Source organism: Streptomyces sp. NPDC001406 (assembly GCF_042895285.1).
Taxonomy (GTDB): domain Bacteria; phylum Actinomycetota; class Actinomycetes; order Streptomycetales; family Streptomycetaceae; genus Streptomyces.
On the sequence record NZ_JBIAWG010000001.1, the window covers coordinates 500,214 to 516,322 of the forward strand.

A 16,109-nucleotide genomic window follows, 5' to 3' on the forward strand; every position below is an offset into this window, starting at 1 on the left:
CATCGGCCCGCACAAGACCGGGACCACCGCCATCCAGGGCGCGCTGTTCGCCGCGAAGGAGACGATGGCGCGGCACGGCGTCGATTTCCCGGCCCACAGCAGGCATCCGATGGAGGCCGCGCTGGCCGCCTGCGCCCGGCCCGCGATGATGGGCGACCCCCGGCCCACCGACCGGCACTGGACACGGCTGCTGAAGCAGGTCGAGGCCACCGGGAGACACACCTCGGTGATCAGCAGCGAATTCTTCGGGCTACGAGGACTGGCTGGAGCACATGCTCCGCAGGGCCCCGTACGAGAAGCTCAACCCCAGCTTCTGGCGCCGGCACCGGCACGACCGGCTGGTCGAGCGCTGGGCGCGGGCGGTCGGTGCGGAGCGGGTCACCGTCGTGGTGGTCGACGACCGCGACCGGGACGGACTCCTGCGCACCTTCGAGACGGGACTGCCCCGGAATCTTCTGAGGCCGTTTCCGGACACCGCGAATCGTTCCCTCACCCTGGCCGAGACCGAAATGCTGCGGAATCTTAATGTGGAATTCCGCGGCAATGGACTGCCCGACGAGCTGTATTCCAAGCTCGTGCGCAACGGCGCGGTCATGCATATGAAGAACGCGTGCAGTCCCACCCCGCAGGACGTGAAGATTGCCACGCCCCGGTGGGCGGTCGAGGCCGCCGCGGAGATCGGCGCCGGGATGAGCGAGCGGATCGCGGCGCTCGGTGTGCGCGTTCTCGGCGATCCGGCACTGCTGTCCGCCGTACCGAAGCAGTCGGAATCCGGCCACGCGCTCTTCGACGAGGCGCGGATCTCACCAAAAGTGGCCGCGCGGGCGTTGTACGGGGCCCTCGCCGCGGCCGCCTCGGTGCCCGCCCGCCCGGACCGGGTCCGCACGGTGCACCAGACGTCGTCGAAGGAACTCGTCCGGGTACTCGGCCATCGCTGCCTCCAGCGACTGCGGCGCCGCTGACAAGCGACTGCTGCCCCGCCGGGAGTGGACTTACTCACAGCAAATTCACGGGGACTTCCGGGACCCCCGTGAGGACGGCGGCCATCACCAGGAGTGCAAGGTGAATGAGAGGTTGCGGCCACATATGCAGCGAAGGACGCTCACCTTGCACTGCGGTAACCCGAAGTGGGACCATTTCGAGGTTCCCTGACGCCCCAAGGTAGGTCACCTGTGTCCCAGCACATAGCCAAGCCCCGTACCACCGCAGTGATCCTGGCCGGTGGAACCGGTCAGCGCGTGGGTCTGTCGATCCCCAAGCAGTTGCTGAAGATCGCCGGCAAGGCAGTCATCGAGCACACCCTGACCACCTTCGAGAACGCCGACTCGATCGACGACGTCATCGTGCTGATGGCGCCGGGCTATGTCCCCGACATCGAGAAGATCGTCGCCAAGGCCGGGTTCCGCAAGGTCAAGAAGATCATCGAGGGTGGCTCCACCCGGAACGAGACCACCGAGCGCGCCATCGCCGCCCTCGGTGAGGGCCTGGCCGAGGGCGAGGACCTCAACGTCCTCTTCCACGACGCGGTACGCCCGCTGCTGTCGCAGCGTGTCATCGACGACTGCGTCGTCGCGCTGGAGCGCTACCAGGCGGTCGACGTCGCCATCCCGTCCGCGGACACGATCATCGTGACCCGTACACACGGCGAGGACGGCGAGTTCATCACCGAGATCCCGGACCGCTCCCGGCTGCGCCGCGGCCAGACGCCGCAGGCCTTCAAGCTGTCCACGGTCAAGCGGGCCTACGAGGTCGCGGCCGGCGACCCCAACTTCCAGGCCACGGACGACTGCTCCGTCGTGCTCAAGTACCTGCCGGACGTGCCGATCCACGTCGTCGCGGGTGACGAGTACAACATGAAGGTGACCCAGCCGGTCGACGTCTTCATCGCCGACAAGCTCTTCCAGCTCGCCTCCACGGCGGCCCCGGAGCAGAACGGCGAGGAGGCCTACCGCGAGCTCCTCACCGGCAAGACCGTCGTGATCTTCGGTGGTTCGTACGGCATCGGCAAGGACATCGCCGAACTCGCCGAGTCCTACGGCGCCTCCGTGTACGCGCTGGGCCGCTCCACCACCGGCACCCACGTGGAGAACCCGGAGGAGGTCGACGACGCGCTGTCCAAGGCGTACGCGGAGACCGGCCGGATCGACTACGTCGTCAACACCGCGGGCGTGCTGCGCATCGGCAAGCTCGCCGAGACCGACAACGCCACCATCGAGGAGGCGCTGAAGGTCAACTACCTGGCCCCGGTGCAGATCGCCCGCTCCTCGTACAAGTACCTGGCCGAGACCAAGGGCCAGCTGCTGCTCTACACCTCCAGCAGCTACACCCGCGGCCGCGCCGAGTACAGCCTCTACTCCTCGACCAAGGCCGCCATGGTGAATCTCACCCAGGCCCTGTCCGACGAGTGGGCCGGCGACGGCATCCGCGTCAACTGCATCAACCCGGAGCGCACCGCCACCCCGATGCGCACCAAGGCGTTCGGCCAGGAGCCCGCGGGCACCCTGCTCTCCTCCGAGGCCGTGGCCCGCACCTCGCTCGACGTCCTGCTGTCCGAGCTGACCGGCCATGTCATCGACGTCCGCCAGCAGGACCCGACGGCGGCGGCCGGCCAGGCCTCCGGCTTCGAGCAGGCCCTCGCCAGTGTCCTGGACCGTCAGGACGGCGTGGCATAATCGACATCAAATAGGCATCTGAAATTCAGGCCTCTGTGACTACGCGATTGCGGAGCATTCACAGAGGCCTGAATCCGTAAAGCTCACAGACCCTTCGCAAATTGTCCGCAAGGTCTTATTTCGGCCTTTTTGTCAGCAAAAGGTTATCCGTGATATCCACCGCTATACGCGTCGCCCGGGTGGGCAGCGCGGCCGAGCTGGCCGCGGCGGCCCTCGTGCTGCTGGGCTTCCCGGCGCTCATGCTGGCCGCGCTCGTCCCGAGCGTCTACGCCTTCGTGGCAGCGGCCGCCGTGACGTACCTCGCGGACCACTATCTGCACCGCAGGGGCAGCTACCTGATCAACCGCCTCAGCAAGGTGCGAGCCGGTCTGTCGATCCGCTTCCTGATCCGGCAGCTGCTGCTGATCCTGCTGCTGGCACGGCTGTCCCTCTCGGACAACCTGATCTTCTACGGCGCCATCGCCTGCTTCATCGCGTTCTACGGCCTCCAGGCCCCGCACGGCGCGCTGGTCACCCTGATCCGCAACCGCCGCCGGATGCCGGTCGCCACCCGCAACATCGACCTGAAGTCGCGCATCCGCATCCCGGACGCCCCGAGGCGCGGTCTGCTGCACCGCTCCGCGGAGAAGATGCTCCACCTCGACCTCGCGGCCGTCGCCGGTCTGCTGGTCTCCGCGGCCACGGACTCGGCCGTCGCCGGATTCATCGGCATCGGCATCACGATCGGCCTGGGCTCCCTGTACGTCCTCGCGCTCATGCCGTACGTCCGCGGCCGCAAGATCCCGCCGAACGCCGAGAAGGTGCTGGCCGCCGTCGACGACTGGCTGGCCGTCTACAAGCCGGAGACGGTGCTCTACTTCTCCGGCTCCAAGGACTCCGCGTACCAGGTCAACATGTGGCTGGAGACGATGGAGCGGCTGGAGTCGCGGCCGCTGATCATCCTCCGCGAGCGCGTCATCCTGAACAGCCTGGCCCCGACCACGGTGCCCGTCATCTGTGTGCCCGGAGGCGTGCACCTGATGAACCTGGACCTGTCCACCGTGCGCGTCGCCCTCTACGCGGCGAACGTCGGCAAGAACATCCACCTGCTGCGCGTCCCGACCATGAAGCACGTCTTCATCGGCCACGGCGACAGCGACAAGCTGGCCAGCGTCAACCCGTTCAGCAAGGTGTACGACGAGGTGTGGACCGCCGGCCGCGCGGGCCGCGACCGCTATGCCATCGCCGACGTCGGCGTCCGCGACGACGACATCGTGGAGGTCGGCCGCCCGCAGCTGGCGCCGATCCGGACGTGGCAGGGCGTGCCGAAGGGCCCCCGCGGCGGAGCCGCTGATGGATACTGCCCGACGGTTCTCTACGCGCCGACCTGGGAGGGCTGGGACGGCAACCCCGGCAACACCTCGATCGTGCTCGCCGGCGAAAACATCGTGAAGAAGCTGGTGAAGGCCGACCCGCCGGTCCGTGTCCTGTACAAGCCGCACCCCTTCACCGGCACGGTCAGCGCCGAGGCGGGCGCCGCGCACCGGAGGATCACGGCCCTGGTCGAGAAGGCCGCCGCCGAGCGCGCCGCCGACTCCCGCTTCACCGCCGACGCGGCCGCCCAGGCGCGGGCCACGGCCGAGCTGACCCGTATCGAGGCCCGTATCGCCGAGCTGTCCGGCACCGTCGGCGACAAGGGCGACGAGGCCGAGGCCAGCCGTGACGGCGTGGTCGACGTCAAGAAGCACGAGGAGATCGCCCGGCTGCGCGCCGAGTGGGACACCGCGTACTGGCGCTCGTTCCCCGCGTACGAGCACCGGGTCATCACCGGCGCCGAGCCGCGGCTGTACGACTGCTTCAACGTCTCCGACGCGATGGTCTCCGACATCTCGTCCGTGGTCTCCGACTTCATCGCGAGCGGTAAGCCCTACGCCGTCACGGACTCCGCCGAGCTCGGCGTGGAGGAGTTCAAGCGGCAGAACACGGCCGTGCGCGCCGCGGTGATCCTCTCCAACAGCGCGGGCGAGCTGGGCGGGCTGCTGGACGCGGTCCGCGACCCCTCGGCCGATCCGCTGGCGGCGGACCGGGGGGAGCTCAAGCGCTATCTGCTGGGTCCGGACGAGCCGAAGTCCATCGACCAGTTCAACGCGGCGGTGGCGGACCTCGCCCGCAAGGCCGAGACCCGCAACGTGGGCCAGGAGGCCCGCGCCGCGGCCGGTGCCGCGGAGGAGATCGAACTCGCGGATGTGCTGCCGGGCCAGCGGCTGTCGTCCACGGGTGACCCGGACGGTGTGACCGCGGGCTGACGCCCGGACCGGAAGACACCCGGACCGGAAGAGAAGAAGGGGCCCCGGCCCCGAGGAGCGATCCTCGGGGCCGGGGCCCCTTCTTGCCACGTGCGTGGATGCCGCCCTGACCTGCGGATTCAGGTCTCTTACCGTTCCCTCTTACTCCCGTTTCGCCTTGGTGGTGAGTAACTCTTACCGGCTGTCCGTACTGTCCGATGTCACCCGCCAGAGCCCCTGTCGATCCGTTCGCCGTGTGACGTAGGCCACTGATTGTGCGCGGTGAGGCAACCGCTTCACCCTGTCCACCGTCTAACAAGTTGCGATTAAGGCGATTCGGGGGAGATGTTCCATTGACAAGGGGGAACCGTGACCGTCGTGACGCAGCCTGATGTGACCGTGATCATCGGGGCGTACGAAGCGATGCCGTACCTGGTCGAGTGCCTGGCGTCCGTCGAGGCGCAGACCATCGACCCGAGACGTCTCGAGGTCATAGCGGTCGACGACGGCTCCACGGACGGCACGGGGGAGTACCTGGAGGAGTTCGCGGCCCGGGCGCCCATGACGGTCACCGTGATCCGGCAGGAGAACTCCGGCGGCCCGAGCGGGCCGCGCAACGTCGGCCTCGGCAAGGCTTCCGGGCGGTACGTGTTCTTTCTCGACGCCGACGACCGGCTCGGCCCCGAGGCGCTGGTGCGCATGGTCGCCATGGCCGACAAGAACGGCACCGATGTGGTCCTGGGCAAGGTCGAGGGGATCAACCGGACCCCGCCGAAGTCGATGTGGGGCAAGACCCTCGACCGTACCGACGTCTTCTCGTCCAACATCAAGTTCACCCTGAGCGCCCAGAAGCTCTTCCGCCGCGAGCTGCTCGAACGGCACGGGATGCGGTTCGACGAGTCCCTGTGGACCGGCGAGGACGCGCTGTTCACGATGGAGGCGTATCTGCGGGCCGACGGGGTCTCCGTGGTCGCCGACTACCCGTGCTACTACCTGGTGGGCCGCGAGGACGGCAAGCACGTCACGAAGAGCGGCAGCTACACGCTTCGCTTCGACTCCGCGCGGGCCCTGATGAACCTGATCGCCGAGATGGTCCCCGCGGGCCCCAAGCGCGACACGCTCATGATCCGGCCCTTCCTGATCACCCTGTTGCCGCAGTTCGGCCCCAAGTACCTCAAGGACAGCGAGGAGGTCAGGCGGCACAAGTTCGAGCTGGCCAAGCCGCTGATGGACGCCTACTGGACTCCGGAGGTCGCCCGCCGGCTCCGCGTCCACGAGCGCCTGCGGCTGCACCTCGTGGCCATCGGCCGACCCGAACTCCTCAAGGACGTCGTGGAGTTCGTCAAGGCGAAGAGACAGGCCGCCGCCGTCCTGGAGAAGCGCGGCACCCGCGTCTATCTCGTCTACCCGCACTTCCGCTCCCGCGAGGCGGGCCTCCCCGACTCCCTCTACCTCGCCGAACCCCGAGAGGCCCGAGCCTTCGAGGGCTATCGCGAGGCCTCGGCGAACTCCTTCTTCCGCCGGGCGATACGCAAGGTACGCCGCTCACTGCCGACGGGGGGCTTCCCGGCGGCGGCGTGACGCCACCGACGCCTGCGGCTGCCTCGGCCGACAGGGATCGGGGCAGGCCGCCCCTGACGGCCTCACAACCTTCGGCCGGCCCACCGCACGCTCCCGAGCGCCGCACAGTCGGTCCACCTGACCGCGCGCTGCGGCCCCGGGAGGTCCACTCGGCGGGGCTCTGCGGCGTCACGGTGGGTTCACCCTGGGAGCGGGCGATCGGCCCGTCCACACGTCGGGTCGGCGAGGTCCGCGGAGCGGCCGGCTCCTAATCCCGGCCCGACTGCAGTGCCCTGCGGATCGGTCTGCCCACTGCTCGTCTGGCGCGGCGGTAGACCGAGGGTGTCGGGGTGGCCGGGGTCAGTTTTGCCGTGGCCTTGGTGCCGGTTCGGGTGCGGGCCAGGTCTCGTTTCAACTGGGCGTTGTCCACCGACAGTTCGTTGATGCGGGTGTGCAGCCAGGTGAAGCGGGAGGTCAGCGAGGCCATGTCCGTGTCGTTCCAGGGGCGCACCCCGGCCGGGAACGACAGCGAACGCATCCGCTCCTCGAAGGCCGCGCCGCCGTCCCCATGGGTGAAGGTGTTCTCCAGCCCGTTCTTGTCCAGGAACGAGGTGAACCGCTCGAAGCGTTCCGCATGCCCGCCCACCAACTTGGTGAAGTCGGCGTCCTCGTACAGCCGCGCCGGATCCGCGCTCTCCGGGTCCTTGACGACCTTGTCCAGCCGCCGGTGCGGAATGTCGAAGTACCGGCACAGCTCCAGCGTCCGGGAGTCCCCGCACAGCACCGTCGCCGGCGTACCGGCCAGCAGCGCCGCGATGTTGCCGTGGATGCGCGAGCCGAAGGAGAAGTCGAAGGAGCGCAGGTCGTCGATCCAGGTGGCGGGGTCGACGTAGACGCGGACCTTGTCCTCCCGGTACATCGGGTGGTCGGGATGCGTCGGCATCGCGGTCACCTGGGCGTTCGGGTCCGACAGATCCCGCCAGTGCAACTGCCGCGCGTCGCTGAGGTTCTGCCCGATGAAGCGCAGCCGCGGATACCGCTCGTGCGTGCGGTCGATGATCCGGTCCAGGCCCTGCGTCCGCACCGCGCTGTGCGAACCGTTGATCGCGATCCGGGACTCCGGCGTCAGCGCCACCGCCCGCTTGTGCACGGCGAGTTGACGCCCGTACATGAACAGCGACGGGCAGCCGATCACCTCGACGTCCCGGAACCCCATGTCCTTCAGATACTGCTCGGTGAACTCGCCCCGCACCCCGATCGAGGCGCTGCGGTCCAGCACCGCCGAGACGAACCCCCGTACCGCCGGTTCGATCCGCTGCAGCCGCGTGGGGTTGTAGCTCACCCCGGTCTGCGCGCCGACCCCCAGCACCACCACCGGGATCCTCAGCCTGGTGATGAGCCGGGTCAGCCGCCGCAGCCCGCTCTCGAAGGAGGGCCGGAACGCATTGGCGAGCGGCACGACGAAGGCGTCGTACTCCTCGTTGATCCGGCCCGCCGCCGCCACCTCGGCGCTGATCCCGTTGGAGACCACCTCCGTGCCCTGAGTCTGAAGGATCTTGTGGGCGGCGTCGCTGAAGATCAGGTTGCCGGAGTTGGTGGCGATGACGTCCCGATGGAGGGCGTCTTCGACAGAGACGACGTCGTAGGGACTCTTCCCCGATCTCAGGAGGATGCGCTTCGCGCCGCGATCTTTTGATGACACAAAGTTCAAATTAAGTTTGGACTGTCTTTAATTTCTATAGGCAACCAATGCAACCTTTTTGCCGTACGCGAAGCGTGAGCGGGCGATCACGCGAGGTCTGTCCGGAGCGTGGACCGACGCGCGACGCACCATCCCGTTCGCGTAGATTGCCAGGCGGGCAGCCGTATCGTGACGCGAGGGGACGGACCGTAAGTGGCAAGGGCAAGGCAGGCCGTGGGCGAGGCCCGCAGGATCGTCGTCAAGATCGGCTCCTCGTCGCTGACCACCGCGTCCGGCGGCCTGGACGCCGACCGTGTCGACGCGCTCGTCGACGTCCTCGCCAAGAGCCGCAGCGGGGGAGAGAAGGAGATCGTCCTCGTCTCCTCCGGCGCCATCGCCGCGGGCCTCGCCCCGCTGGGCCTGCTCCGCCGCCCCAAGGACCTGGCCCGCCAGCAGGCCGCCGCCAGCGTCGGCCAGGGCCTGCTCGTGGCCCGCTACACCGCCTCCTTCGCCCGCTACGGCGTCCGCGTCGGCCAAGTCCTGCTCACCTCCGACGACATGAGCCGCCGCGCCCACCACCGCAACGCCTCCCGCACCCTCGACAAGCTGCTCGCGATGGGCGCGTTCCCGATCGTGAACGAGAACGACACCGTCGCCACCGACGAGATCCGCTTCGGCGACAACGACCGCCTCGCCGCCCTGGTCGCCCACCTCGTCCATGCCGACCTGCTGGTCCTGCTCTCGGACGTCGACGGCGTGTACGACGGCGACCCCAGCAAGCCCGGGACCTCGCGGATAGCGGAAGTACGGGGGCCCGAGGACCTCGCCCACGTCGAGATCGGCAGCGCAGGCAAGGCCGGTGTCGGCACCGGCGGCATGGTCACCAAGGTCGAGGCCGCCCGGATCGCGGCCGCCGCCGGCATCCCCGTGGTGCTCACGAGCGCGATCCACGCGGCCGACGCCCTCTCCGGCGGGGACACCGGCACCTACTTCCACCCCACCGGCAAGCGCTCCGCCGACCGCCTGCTGTGGCTGCAGCACGCCTCCACCCCGCAGGGCCACCTCACGCTCGACGACGGTGCGGTGCGCGCGGTCGTGAAGGGCCGCAAGTCGCTGCTGCCCGCCGGAATCGCCGCCGTCGAGGGCGAGTTCGGCGCCGGCGACCCGGTCGAGCTGCGCGACGGCGAGGGGCACGCGGTGGCCCGCGGGCTCGTCAACTTCGACGCCAAGGAGATCCCCCAGCTGATCGGACGTTCGACACGGGAACTGGCTCGGGAACTGGGGCCGGCGTACGAACGCGAGGTCGTACACAGGGACGACCTGGTGATCCTCCACCCGTAAACCGGGGCGTAACGACCGCCCCCGGTGGGGGACGTTCCGTAAAACCGCCCCGCGGAGCCGTGCGGCCTGCTCAACTTTCTCTCAGGAACACGTTCCCGAGTCGCTGCGTGAAGGAGGCCGTCGTGAGACGAGTGCGCCCTGGGGCGGCGGCGTCCCGTGGTGCTCTGACGAGCGTCGCGGCCGGGGACACCTACGAGGAGCCCAAGGACCTGCCGCGCCTGTGGCATGTCACCCTCAGCGTCTCCGGGGGCGAGGTCCCGCTGAAGGACCTGCGGCGCGCCCTGGAACAGCTCGCCCATGACCACCCCTTCCTGCTCACCAGCCGGTACGCCCACGACCACGCGGAGATCCGCTACTGGGAGGAGGCGCGCGACCTGCACGACGCTGCCGCCGTCGCGCTGCGCCTGTGGGGCGAGCACCGCCAGACCGCCGGGCTCCCCGCCTGGGAGATCGTCGGCCTGGAGGTCATCGACCGCGAGACCTACCACCAGCGCGTCGCCGAGGGCTACGGCCCGCCGCCCGCGACCCCGGTGGGGATTCACCCCTTCTGATCCCTTGCGGGCGCCTTCCGTGCCCTTGTGGGGCCATTTCGCTCGCTTAGGCACGTTTCACCCGCTTTGATCCCGTCTCGCGGTGTGGAACAACCGCTGGACCGCCCAGGCGGGCGCACTACCCTTCCCTCATGACGACGCTCTCGCCGTACGACGCCATGTCCCCGGTCACCCAGGCCGCCTACCGCGCCAAGGCCGCCGCCGCCGACCTCGCGCCGCTGCCGCGTGCCGTGAAGGACGACGCGCTGCTGGCCATCGCGGACGCCCTGGAGGTCCGTACGAGCGAGATCGTCGAGGCCAACGCCAAGGACATCGCCAAGGCCCGGGAGGCCGGCACCAGCGAGGCCATCGTCGACCGGCTCACCCTCACGCCCGAGCGGGTCCGCGCCATCGCCTCCGACGTGCGGGACGTCGCGGGGCTGCCCGACCCGGTCGGCGAGGTCGTCCGCGGCTCCACCCTCCCCAACGGCATCGACCTGCGTCAGGTCCGCGTCCCGCTCGGCGTCGTCGGCATCATCTACGAGGCCCGCCCGAACGTCACCGTCGACGCCGCCGCCCTGTGCCTGAAGTCCGGCAACGCCGTCCTGCTGCGCGGCTCGGCCTCCGCCTACGAGTCGAACACCGCCCTCGTCCGGGTGATCCGCGACGCCGTGGGCGGCGCCGGGCTGCCCGCCGACGCCGTGCAGCTCGTGCCGGGGGAGAGCCGCGAGAGCGTGCGCGAGCTGATGCGCGCCCGCGGCCTGGTCGACGTGCTGATCCCGCGCGGTGGCGCCTCGCTGATCCAGACGGTCGTCTCCGAGTCCATCGTCCCGGTGATCGAGACCGGCACCGGCAACTGCCACGTCTACGTCGACGCCCGGGCCGACATCGACATGGCCGTCGAGATCCTGATCAACTCCAAGGCCCAGCGGGTCAGCGTCTGCAACGCCGCCGAGACCCTCCTGGTCCACCAGGACATCGCCGCCGAGTTCCTGCCGCGCGCCCTGGACGCCCTCGCCGAGGCCGGGGTGACCGTGCACGCCGACGAACGCGTCCTGGCGTACGCCAAGGACTCCAAGGCGACCGTCGTGGAGGCGACCCCGGAGGACTGGGAGACCGAGTACCTCTCGTACGACATCGCCGCCGCCGTCGTCGACTCCCTCGACAAGGCCGTCGAGCACATCCGGCTGTGGACCTCCGGCCACACCGAGGCGATCGTCACCACCTCCCAGCAGGCCGCCCGCCGCTTCACCCAGCTGGTCGACTCCACGACGGTGGCGGTGAACGCGTCCACCCGCTTCACCGACGGAGGCCAGTTCGGCTTCGGCGCGGAGATCGGCATCTCCACGCAGAAGCTGCACGCCCGCGGTCCGATGGGCCTGCCGGAGCTGACCAGCACCAAGTACATCGTCACCGGCGACGGCCACGTCCGCCGCTGACGGATGCCGCCCTCGCGGGCACGTGAGAGGCGTCTCACCAGACGGATGAATTTCCATACCGTCTGCCCAAATTGACCCCCCAGGTCTACTCTGGATCCGTGCCGGAGGACGTGGGGGGCACGCCGTTCCCGGACGGCTGGGAGCCCGACGACGACCACGACCACGGGGTGTCGGACGAAGAGTTCGCCTCCGTGGTCTTCGATGAGGCCTTCGTACGCGCGGCCGTGGTGCACGAGCCGACCGCAGTCGAGCGCCTCCTGGCCGCCGCCCAGGCAAGAGCCGAGGCCTCCGAGGCCGAGGCGCGCCGGGCACACGCCGCCGGCGAACGCTTCGACGACGGGTACGGCCCCGACGGACACGATTTCGGCCGCGACCGCGACTTCGACGACCTGGACGACACCGAGGTCCTCGACGACGGCTACGGCGCCCCCGGGACCTACGGCAGACAGGTCCGCTGGCACCGCCCCGTCGCCTGGGTGCTCGCCCTGGTGATGGGCATCGGCATGGTCGCGCTGGCCTTCGCGGCCGTCTACCGCAGCGCCTCCTCGGGCGACCGGGACCAGGTCCCGCCCCCCGCCTCGACCGGCCTGGAACAGGGCACCGCGGCGGCTCCCTCCGTGTCCGCCGACACCTCCCAGCCGGCCGTCTCGGCGATCCCGCGCTCGCCCTGAGCTGCCTGTCGTCCTCCTGGTGAGAACCTGTCAGAACTTGTCGTGTACCAGGGCGTTTACCCGAGCCTCTCCAGACCTACTCTGAAAGTATGGGCGGGCCTGGAGACCCACCTGAGGGGACACCCGAGGGCGGCCCCGTGGGTGGTGAGGACGAGTACCGATCCGTCGTCTTCGACGAGTCGTTCGTCCGTGCTGCCCGGCTTCAGGAGTACTCCGCGCAGGAGCGCATGGCCGACCACGCGCCCGCCGTACGCCGTCGCCCGCCCCTGCACCGGGGGCTGACCCGGCAGGCGCTGATCCTCATCCTGCTGATCGCCGTCGCCTTCGGCACCGCGATCTACATGGGCGTGCGTCACCCGTACAGCTCCCCGCAGGCCCGGCAGCCCGTCGAGCCCCTGCGGATGACCGTCATCCCGCTCTCCCCACAGGGCAAGGTGCCCGGCTCGGCCGACGCCGAGTACCTGTACACGCAGAGCCCCGCCGCGCAGTACGCCGTCGGCGCCGAGGGGATTCCGCTGCCCGCCTCCCGGCGCACCGTCCACTTCTCGGACAGCGACGTCGTGACCGCTCTGAGCACGGCGAAGGACTACATAGTCCGCTCCGCGCTCTACCCCGAGGTGCTCAACAGCAGCCAGACCCACCCCGCGCGCGTCCTGGTCGACCCCGACCAACTCGACCAGTTCGACCAGAGCTTCGAGCACCCCGCCGCGGACGGCCGGCACGCGCCCACCGGCTGGCTGGTTCGCTTCGACCCCTCCCACGCACAGCTGGCAGACCGCAAGATCCGCGTCCAGGGCACGCTGCAGGCCGCCGAGACCAACTCGTCCACCCTTGAGGTCACCGCGGACCACACCTTCGTGTACGCGCTGCGGCCGGCCGGCGCCGACGCCAAGGCCCTGGTGTCCCTGTTCACCGTCCGCCGCGAGCTGACATTCCGCTTCGACCGCGACGACCTGCGCACCCACCAGACCCAGCTGGTCGTCTCCTATGTGCAGGCGGGCCCTCTCTCCTGCGCCGAGGACTCCACCAAGTACCTGCACCCGCTCCTGGCCGGCCAGACCGCCAAGGCAGGCGGCCCGGCGGGCACCAACCCCTACGCCACGGGCAGCGCAACGGCCCTCTGCGGAACCCTGGCCACCGGGGCCGAACCGACGACGTGAGAGGGGCTGCTCGAGGCGGCGGGGGCGGGCCGGACCGGGCCGGCCCGGACTGGGCGGGCCCGGACTGGGCGGGCCGGGACCGGGGCGGAGCCGGCGCCCGTGCCCGGCCATTGCCGCCGGTGATGGCGGTGGTGGCGGTGTCGGAGAAGGTGCCTGTCCCCGTGCCGGGTCCTGCGTCAGCAGGCGGCGGAGCTTGCGGCCGCAGCTTTGCCCCATGCCCTGCGCGCGTCTTGGCCGCGCCTGTCCTGGCCGTGCCGGTCCTCGTCCGTGCCCGTGCCTGCCCCTGCGGTGTGGGCCTCCCCGGCGCACCAGCGCGCTGCCGTGATGGCGCGGAGCGACCGTGCCGGAGCTGATCCGTGCCCGCTCGGCCCGCGCCCGGGGTCGGCCGACCCCGCCGTCACTCCTCGTCCTGCGGCGGAGCCTTCGGCGGGGGCTGGCTCGTGAAGCCGTCGAAGCCCCGCCGGACCCGGCCGCCCAGGTGCCCGGCCCCGCCCGCGAGGTCGGTGACCAGCTTCATCAGCGGGTCCTTGGAGGTCTTCACATCACTGGCGTAGCTCTGCGCCGACTCACGGAACGAGTCGCTGACCGAGGTGTCCTTGTCCTCGCTGCGCCGCGGGTAGTGCCCGTCCATGATCCGCTGGTGGTCGCGGCTCTCGGCCCACTTCTTCAGCTCGGCCGCCCGCACCGCGGTGAAGGGGTGGGAGCGCGGCAGCACGTTGAGGATCTTCAGCACGGAGTCGCGCAGGTCGCCCCCCGCCTCGTACTCCTCGGCCTGCTGCAGGAACGCGTCCACGTTCATCTCGTGCAGATGGTTGCCGCCCGCGATCTTCATCAGGCCGCGCATCGAGGCCTGCAGATCCTGGCCGACGAGCAGCCCCGCCCGGTCGGCGGACAGCTCCGACTTGCGGAACCACTCCCGCAGCGCCGTCACGATCGCCATGATCGCGAGGTTGCCCATCGGTATCCAGGCGATCCTGAGCGCGAGGTTCGTCAGGAACAGCAGGATCGTGCGGTACACCGCGTGACCGGACAGCGCGTGCCCCACCTCGTGGCCGACGACCGCCCGCATCTCCTCCTCGTCGAGCAGCTCGACGAGGCCCGTGCTGACGACGATGATCGGCTCGTCCAGGCCGATGCACATCGCGTTCGGCTGCGGGTCCTGCGTGACGTACATCGGCGGGACCTTCTCCAGGTCCAGGATGTAACAGGCGTCCCGCAGCATGTCGTTCAGATGAGAGAACTGCTGGTCCGACACGCGTACCGAGTCGGACAGGAACAGCAGCCGCAGGCTCCGCTCCGGCAGCAGCCCGCTGAGCGCCTTGAAGACGGTGTCGAAGCCGCTCAGCTTCCGCAGTGCCACCAGCGCGGAGCGGTCGGCCGGGTGCTCGTAGGCACGCGAGGAGATCCCCGGGAAGCGCCGGCGCTGCCTGCTGGGTACGCGCTCGTTCCCGTTCTGCTCGTGACCGTCGCTGGACATGTCATCCCCCATGTGCGTCTGTGTGCCCTATGTGCCCCCAAGGCAGAGCCCAGCCTAGGCGGAGATACCGTGGACGGGCAGTACAGCCGAAGGAGCCACGTCATGGAGCACCACCCCGCAGCCGCCTGGCTGACCGAGGCCGCGAGCGCCGCCCAGCAGCACGGGGCGGGCAATCTGCTCCGGATCGTCCTGATCGTGATGTTCTTCGGTTGTGCACTGACCGGCTGGTTCCTGCTGCGCGGGTACAAACAGAAGGACGACTGAGCCGCCGCGAACGTTCCCCGCTCGTCCCCAACGGCGGAGTCGGCGCGAGGGGCGCAGGGCCGCCCGCTTACGATGAGCCGACATCTTTATCCCGCCCACACCGGATAGGCCTGCCGAAGATGAGCTTCCACAGCACCGCTGCCCAGTTGGTCACCCTCGCCGCCGAGGGCGAAGAGGGCGGCAACCACAACAGCCTCAACCCTCTCGTCACCGGCGGAGGCGCCTTCATCATCCTCCTGCTCCTGCTGTGGATCACCACCCGCTTCAACCGCGACCGCTGAGCGCGGACACCCGTCGCCGGGCCGTCCCCCGAGGTCTGACGGACGAGGCCCGTAGGCCGGGCCGGTAGGGTCTGCACGCATGGAGGAGCAGGACATGCCTACCGGTCCGGCGAACGACATGGCGAACGACATGGTGAACGGCCCCGAGCGCGGGCCCGGCAACGGCCCCGTGAACACGGGCAAGCGCCGTCTCGGCGTCATGGGCGGTACGTTCGACCCGATCCACCACGGGCACCTCGTGGCGGCCAGCGAGGTCGCCGCGCAGTTCCACCTGGACGAGGTCGTGTTCGTCCCCACGGGCCAGCCCTGGCAGAAGACCCACCGCAAGGTCTCCCCGGCCGAGGACCGCTATCTGATGACGGTCATCGCGACCGCGGAGAACCCGCAGTTCTCGGTGAGCCGTATCGACATCGACCGGGGCGGCCCCACCTACACCGTGGACACCCTGCGCGACCTGCGCGCGCTCAACCCCGACACCGACCTCTTCTTCATCACCGGTGCGGACGCCCTCGCCCAGCTTCTGACCTGGCGCGACACCGAGGAACTGTTCTCCCTGGCGCACTTCATCGGGGTCACCCGTCCGGGTCATCACCTCTCCGACGCCGGACTCCCGGAGGGCGGGGTCTCGCTCGTTGAGGTTCCCGCGCTGGCCATCTCTTCCACAGACTGCCGTGCGAGAGTCGCCAAGGGCGACCCCATCTGGTACATGGTGCCGGACGGGGTCGTGCGTTATATCGACAAGCGCGAGCTGTACCGCGGCGAGTGAACC

General features: G+C 69.7%; 14 protein-coding genes. 12 read left to right on the forward strand and 2 right to left on the reverse strand.

The window, feature by feature from the left end; translation table 11 throughout:
• Nucleotides 1-272: 272 nt before the first annotated feature.
• The 4 genes from ACFY1J_RS02210 (at nt 273) to ACFY1J_RS02225 (ending at nt 6,517) form a co-directional block, all read left to right on the forward strand.
• The gene (locus ACFY1J_RS02210; protein WP_390730430.1) at nt 273-962 is read left to right on the forward strand and encodes a hypothetical protein; all 690 of its coding nucleotides are present in this window, start codon (nt 273-275) and stop codon (nt 960-962) included.
• 210 nt (nt 963-1,172) lie between these two features.
• Complete coding sequence (locus tag ACFY1J_RS02215; protein ID WP_390706572.1) at nt 1,173-2,672, forward strand: SDR family NAD(P)-dependent oxidoreductase; 1,500 nt, start codon at nt 1,173-1,175, stop codon at nt 2,670-2,672.
• 179 nt (nt 2,673-2,851) lie between these two features.
• The gene (locus ACFY1J_RS02220; RefSeq protein ID WP_390706969.1) at nt 2,852-4,957 is read left to right on the forward strand and encodes a hypothetical protein; all 2,106 of its coding nucleotides are present in this window, start codon (nt 2,852-2,854) and stop codon (nt 4,955-4,957) included.
• A 402-nt stretch (nt 4,958-5,359) separates the two neighbouring features.
• Complete coding sequence (locus tag ACFY1J_RS02225) at nt 5,360-6,517, forward strand: glycosyltransferase family 2 protein (protein WP_390706968.1); 1,158 nt, start codon at nt 5,360-5,362, stop codon at nt 6,515-6,517.
• A gap of 247 nt (nt 6,518-6,764) precedes the next feature.
• Here the strand turns inward: ACFY1J_RS02225 and ACFY1J_RS02230 are convergent, their stop codons facing one another.
• Nucleotides 6,765-8,198: a polysaccharide pyruvyl transferase family protein gene (locus tag ACFY1J_RS02230; RefSeq protein ID WP_390730431.1), complete on the reverse strand. Its 1,434-nt coding sequence runs from the start codon at nt 8,196-8,198 to the stop codon at nt 6,765-6,767.
• Between the two features lie 213 nt (nt 8,199-8,411).
• Here ACFY1J_RS02230 and proB point away from each other — a divergent pair, with 213 nt between their 5' ends.
• From proB to ACFY1J_RS02255, 5 genes are all read left to right on the forward strand, one after another.
• Nucleotides 8,412-9,518: a glutamate 5-kinase gene (gene proB, locus ACFY1J_RS02235; protein WP_390706967.1), complete on the forward strand. Its 1,107-nt coding sequence runs from the start codon at nt 8,412-8,414 to the stop codon at nt 9,516-9,518.
• 122 nt (nt 9,519-9,640) lie between these two features.
• On the forward strand, nt 9,641-10,069 hold the full coding sequence (locus ACFY1J_RS02240; RefSeq protein ID WP_390706570.1) for a hypothetical protein: 429 nt from the start codon (nt 9,641-9,643) through the stop codon (nt 10,067-10,069).
• 131 nt (nt 10,070-10,200) lie between these two features.
• Nucleotides 10,201-11,487 carry a glutamate-5-semialdehyde dehydrogenase gene (locus tag ACFY1J_RS02245; RefSeq protein ID WP_316757659.1) on the forward strand — a complete coding sequence of 429 codons (1,287 nt, stop codon included), beginning with the start codon at nt 10,201-10,203 and terminating at the stop codon, nt 11,485-11,487.
• A 71-nt stretch (nt 11,488-11,558) separates the two neighbouring features.
• A complete protein-coding gene (locus tag ACFY1J_RS02250) occupies nt 11,559-12,158 on the forward strand; it encodes a hypothetical protein (protein WP_390706569.1) in 600 nt (199 codons plus the stop codon).
• Nucleotides 12,159-12,247: 89 nt separating this feature from the next.
• The gene (locus ACFY1J_RS02255) at nt 12,248-13,318 is read left to right on the forward strand and encodes a hypothetical protein (protein WP_390730432.1); all 1,071 of its coding nucleotides are present in this window, start codon (nt 12,248-12,250) and stop codon (nt 13,316-13,318) included.
• A gap of 397 nt (nt 13,319-13,715) precedes the next feature.
• On the opposite strand, the gene ACFY1J_RS02260 is transcribed toward ACFY1J_RS02255, so the two are convergent.
• Nucleotides 13,716-14,795, reverse strand: coding sequence for a M48 family metallopeptidase (locus tag ACFY1J_RS02260; RefSeq protein WP_390730433.1), 1,080 nt, complete (start codon nt 14,793-14,795; stop codon nt 13,716-13,718).
• Between the two features lie 102 nt (nt 14,796-14,897).
• Between ACFY1J_RS02260 and ACFY1J_RS02265 the strand changes: the two genes are divergently transcribed.
• The 3 genes from ACFY1J_RS02265 to nadD all read left to right on the forward strand — a co-directional run bounded on the left by ACFY1J_RS02265 (nt 14,898) and on the right by nadD (nt 16,106).
• Complete coding sequence (locus tag ACFY1J_RS02265; RefSeq protein ID WP_363295125.1) at nt 14,898-15,059, forward strand: hypothetical protein; 162 nt, start codon at nt 14,898-14,900, stop codon at nt 15,057-15,059.
• A 119-nt stretch (nt 15,060-15,178) separates the two neighbouring features.
• Complete coding sequence (locus ACFY1J_RS02270; protein ID WP_363295124.1) at nt 15,179-15,340, forward strand: hypothetical protein; 162 nt, start codon at nt 15,179-15,181, stop codon at nt 15,338-15,340.
• Nucleotides 15,341-15,419: 79 nt separating this feature from the next.
• Nucleotides 15,420-16,106, forward strand: a complete 687-nt coding sequence (nadD, locus tag ACFY1J_RS02275; protein WP_390706566.1) for a nicotinate-nucleotide adenylyltransferase — start codon at nt 15,420-15,422, stop codon at nt 16,104-16,106.
• Nucleotides 16,107-16,109: the final 3 nt, after the last annotated feature.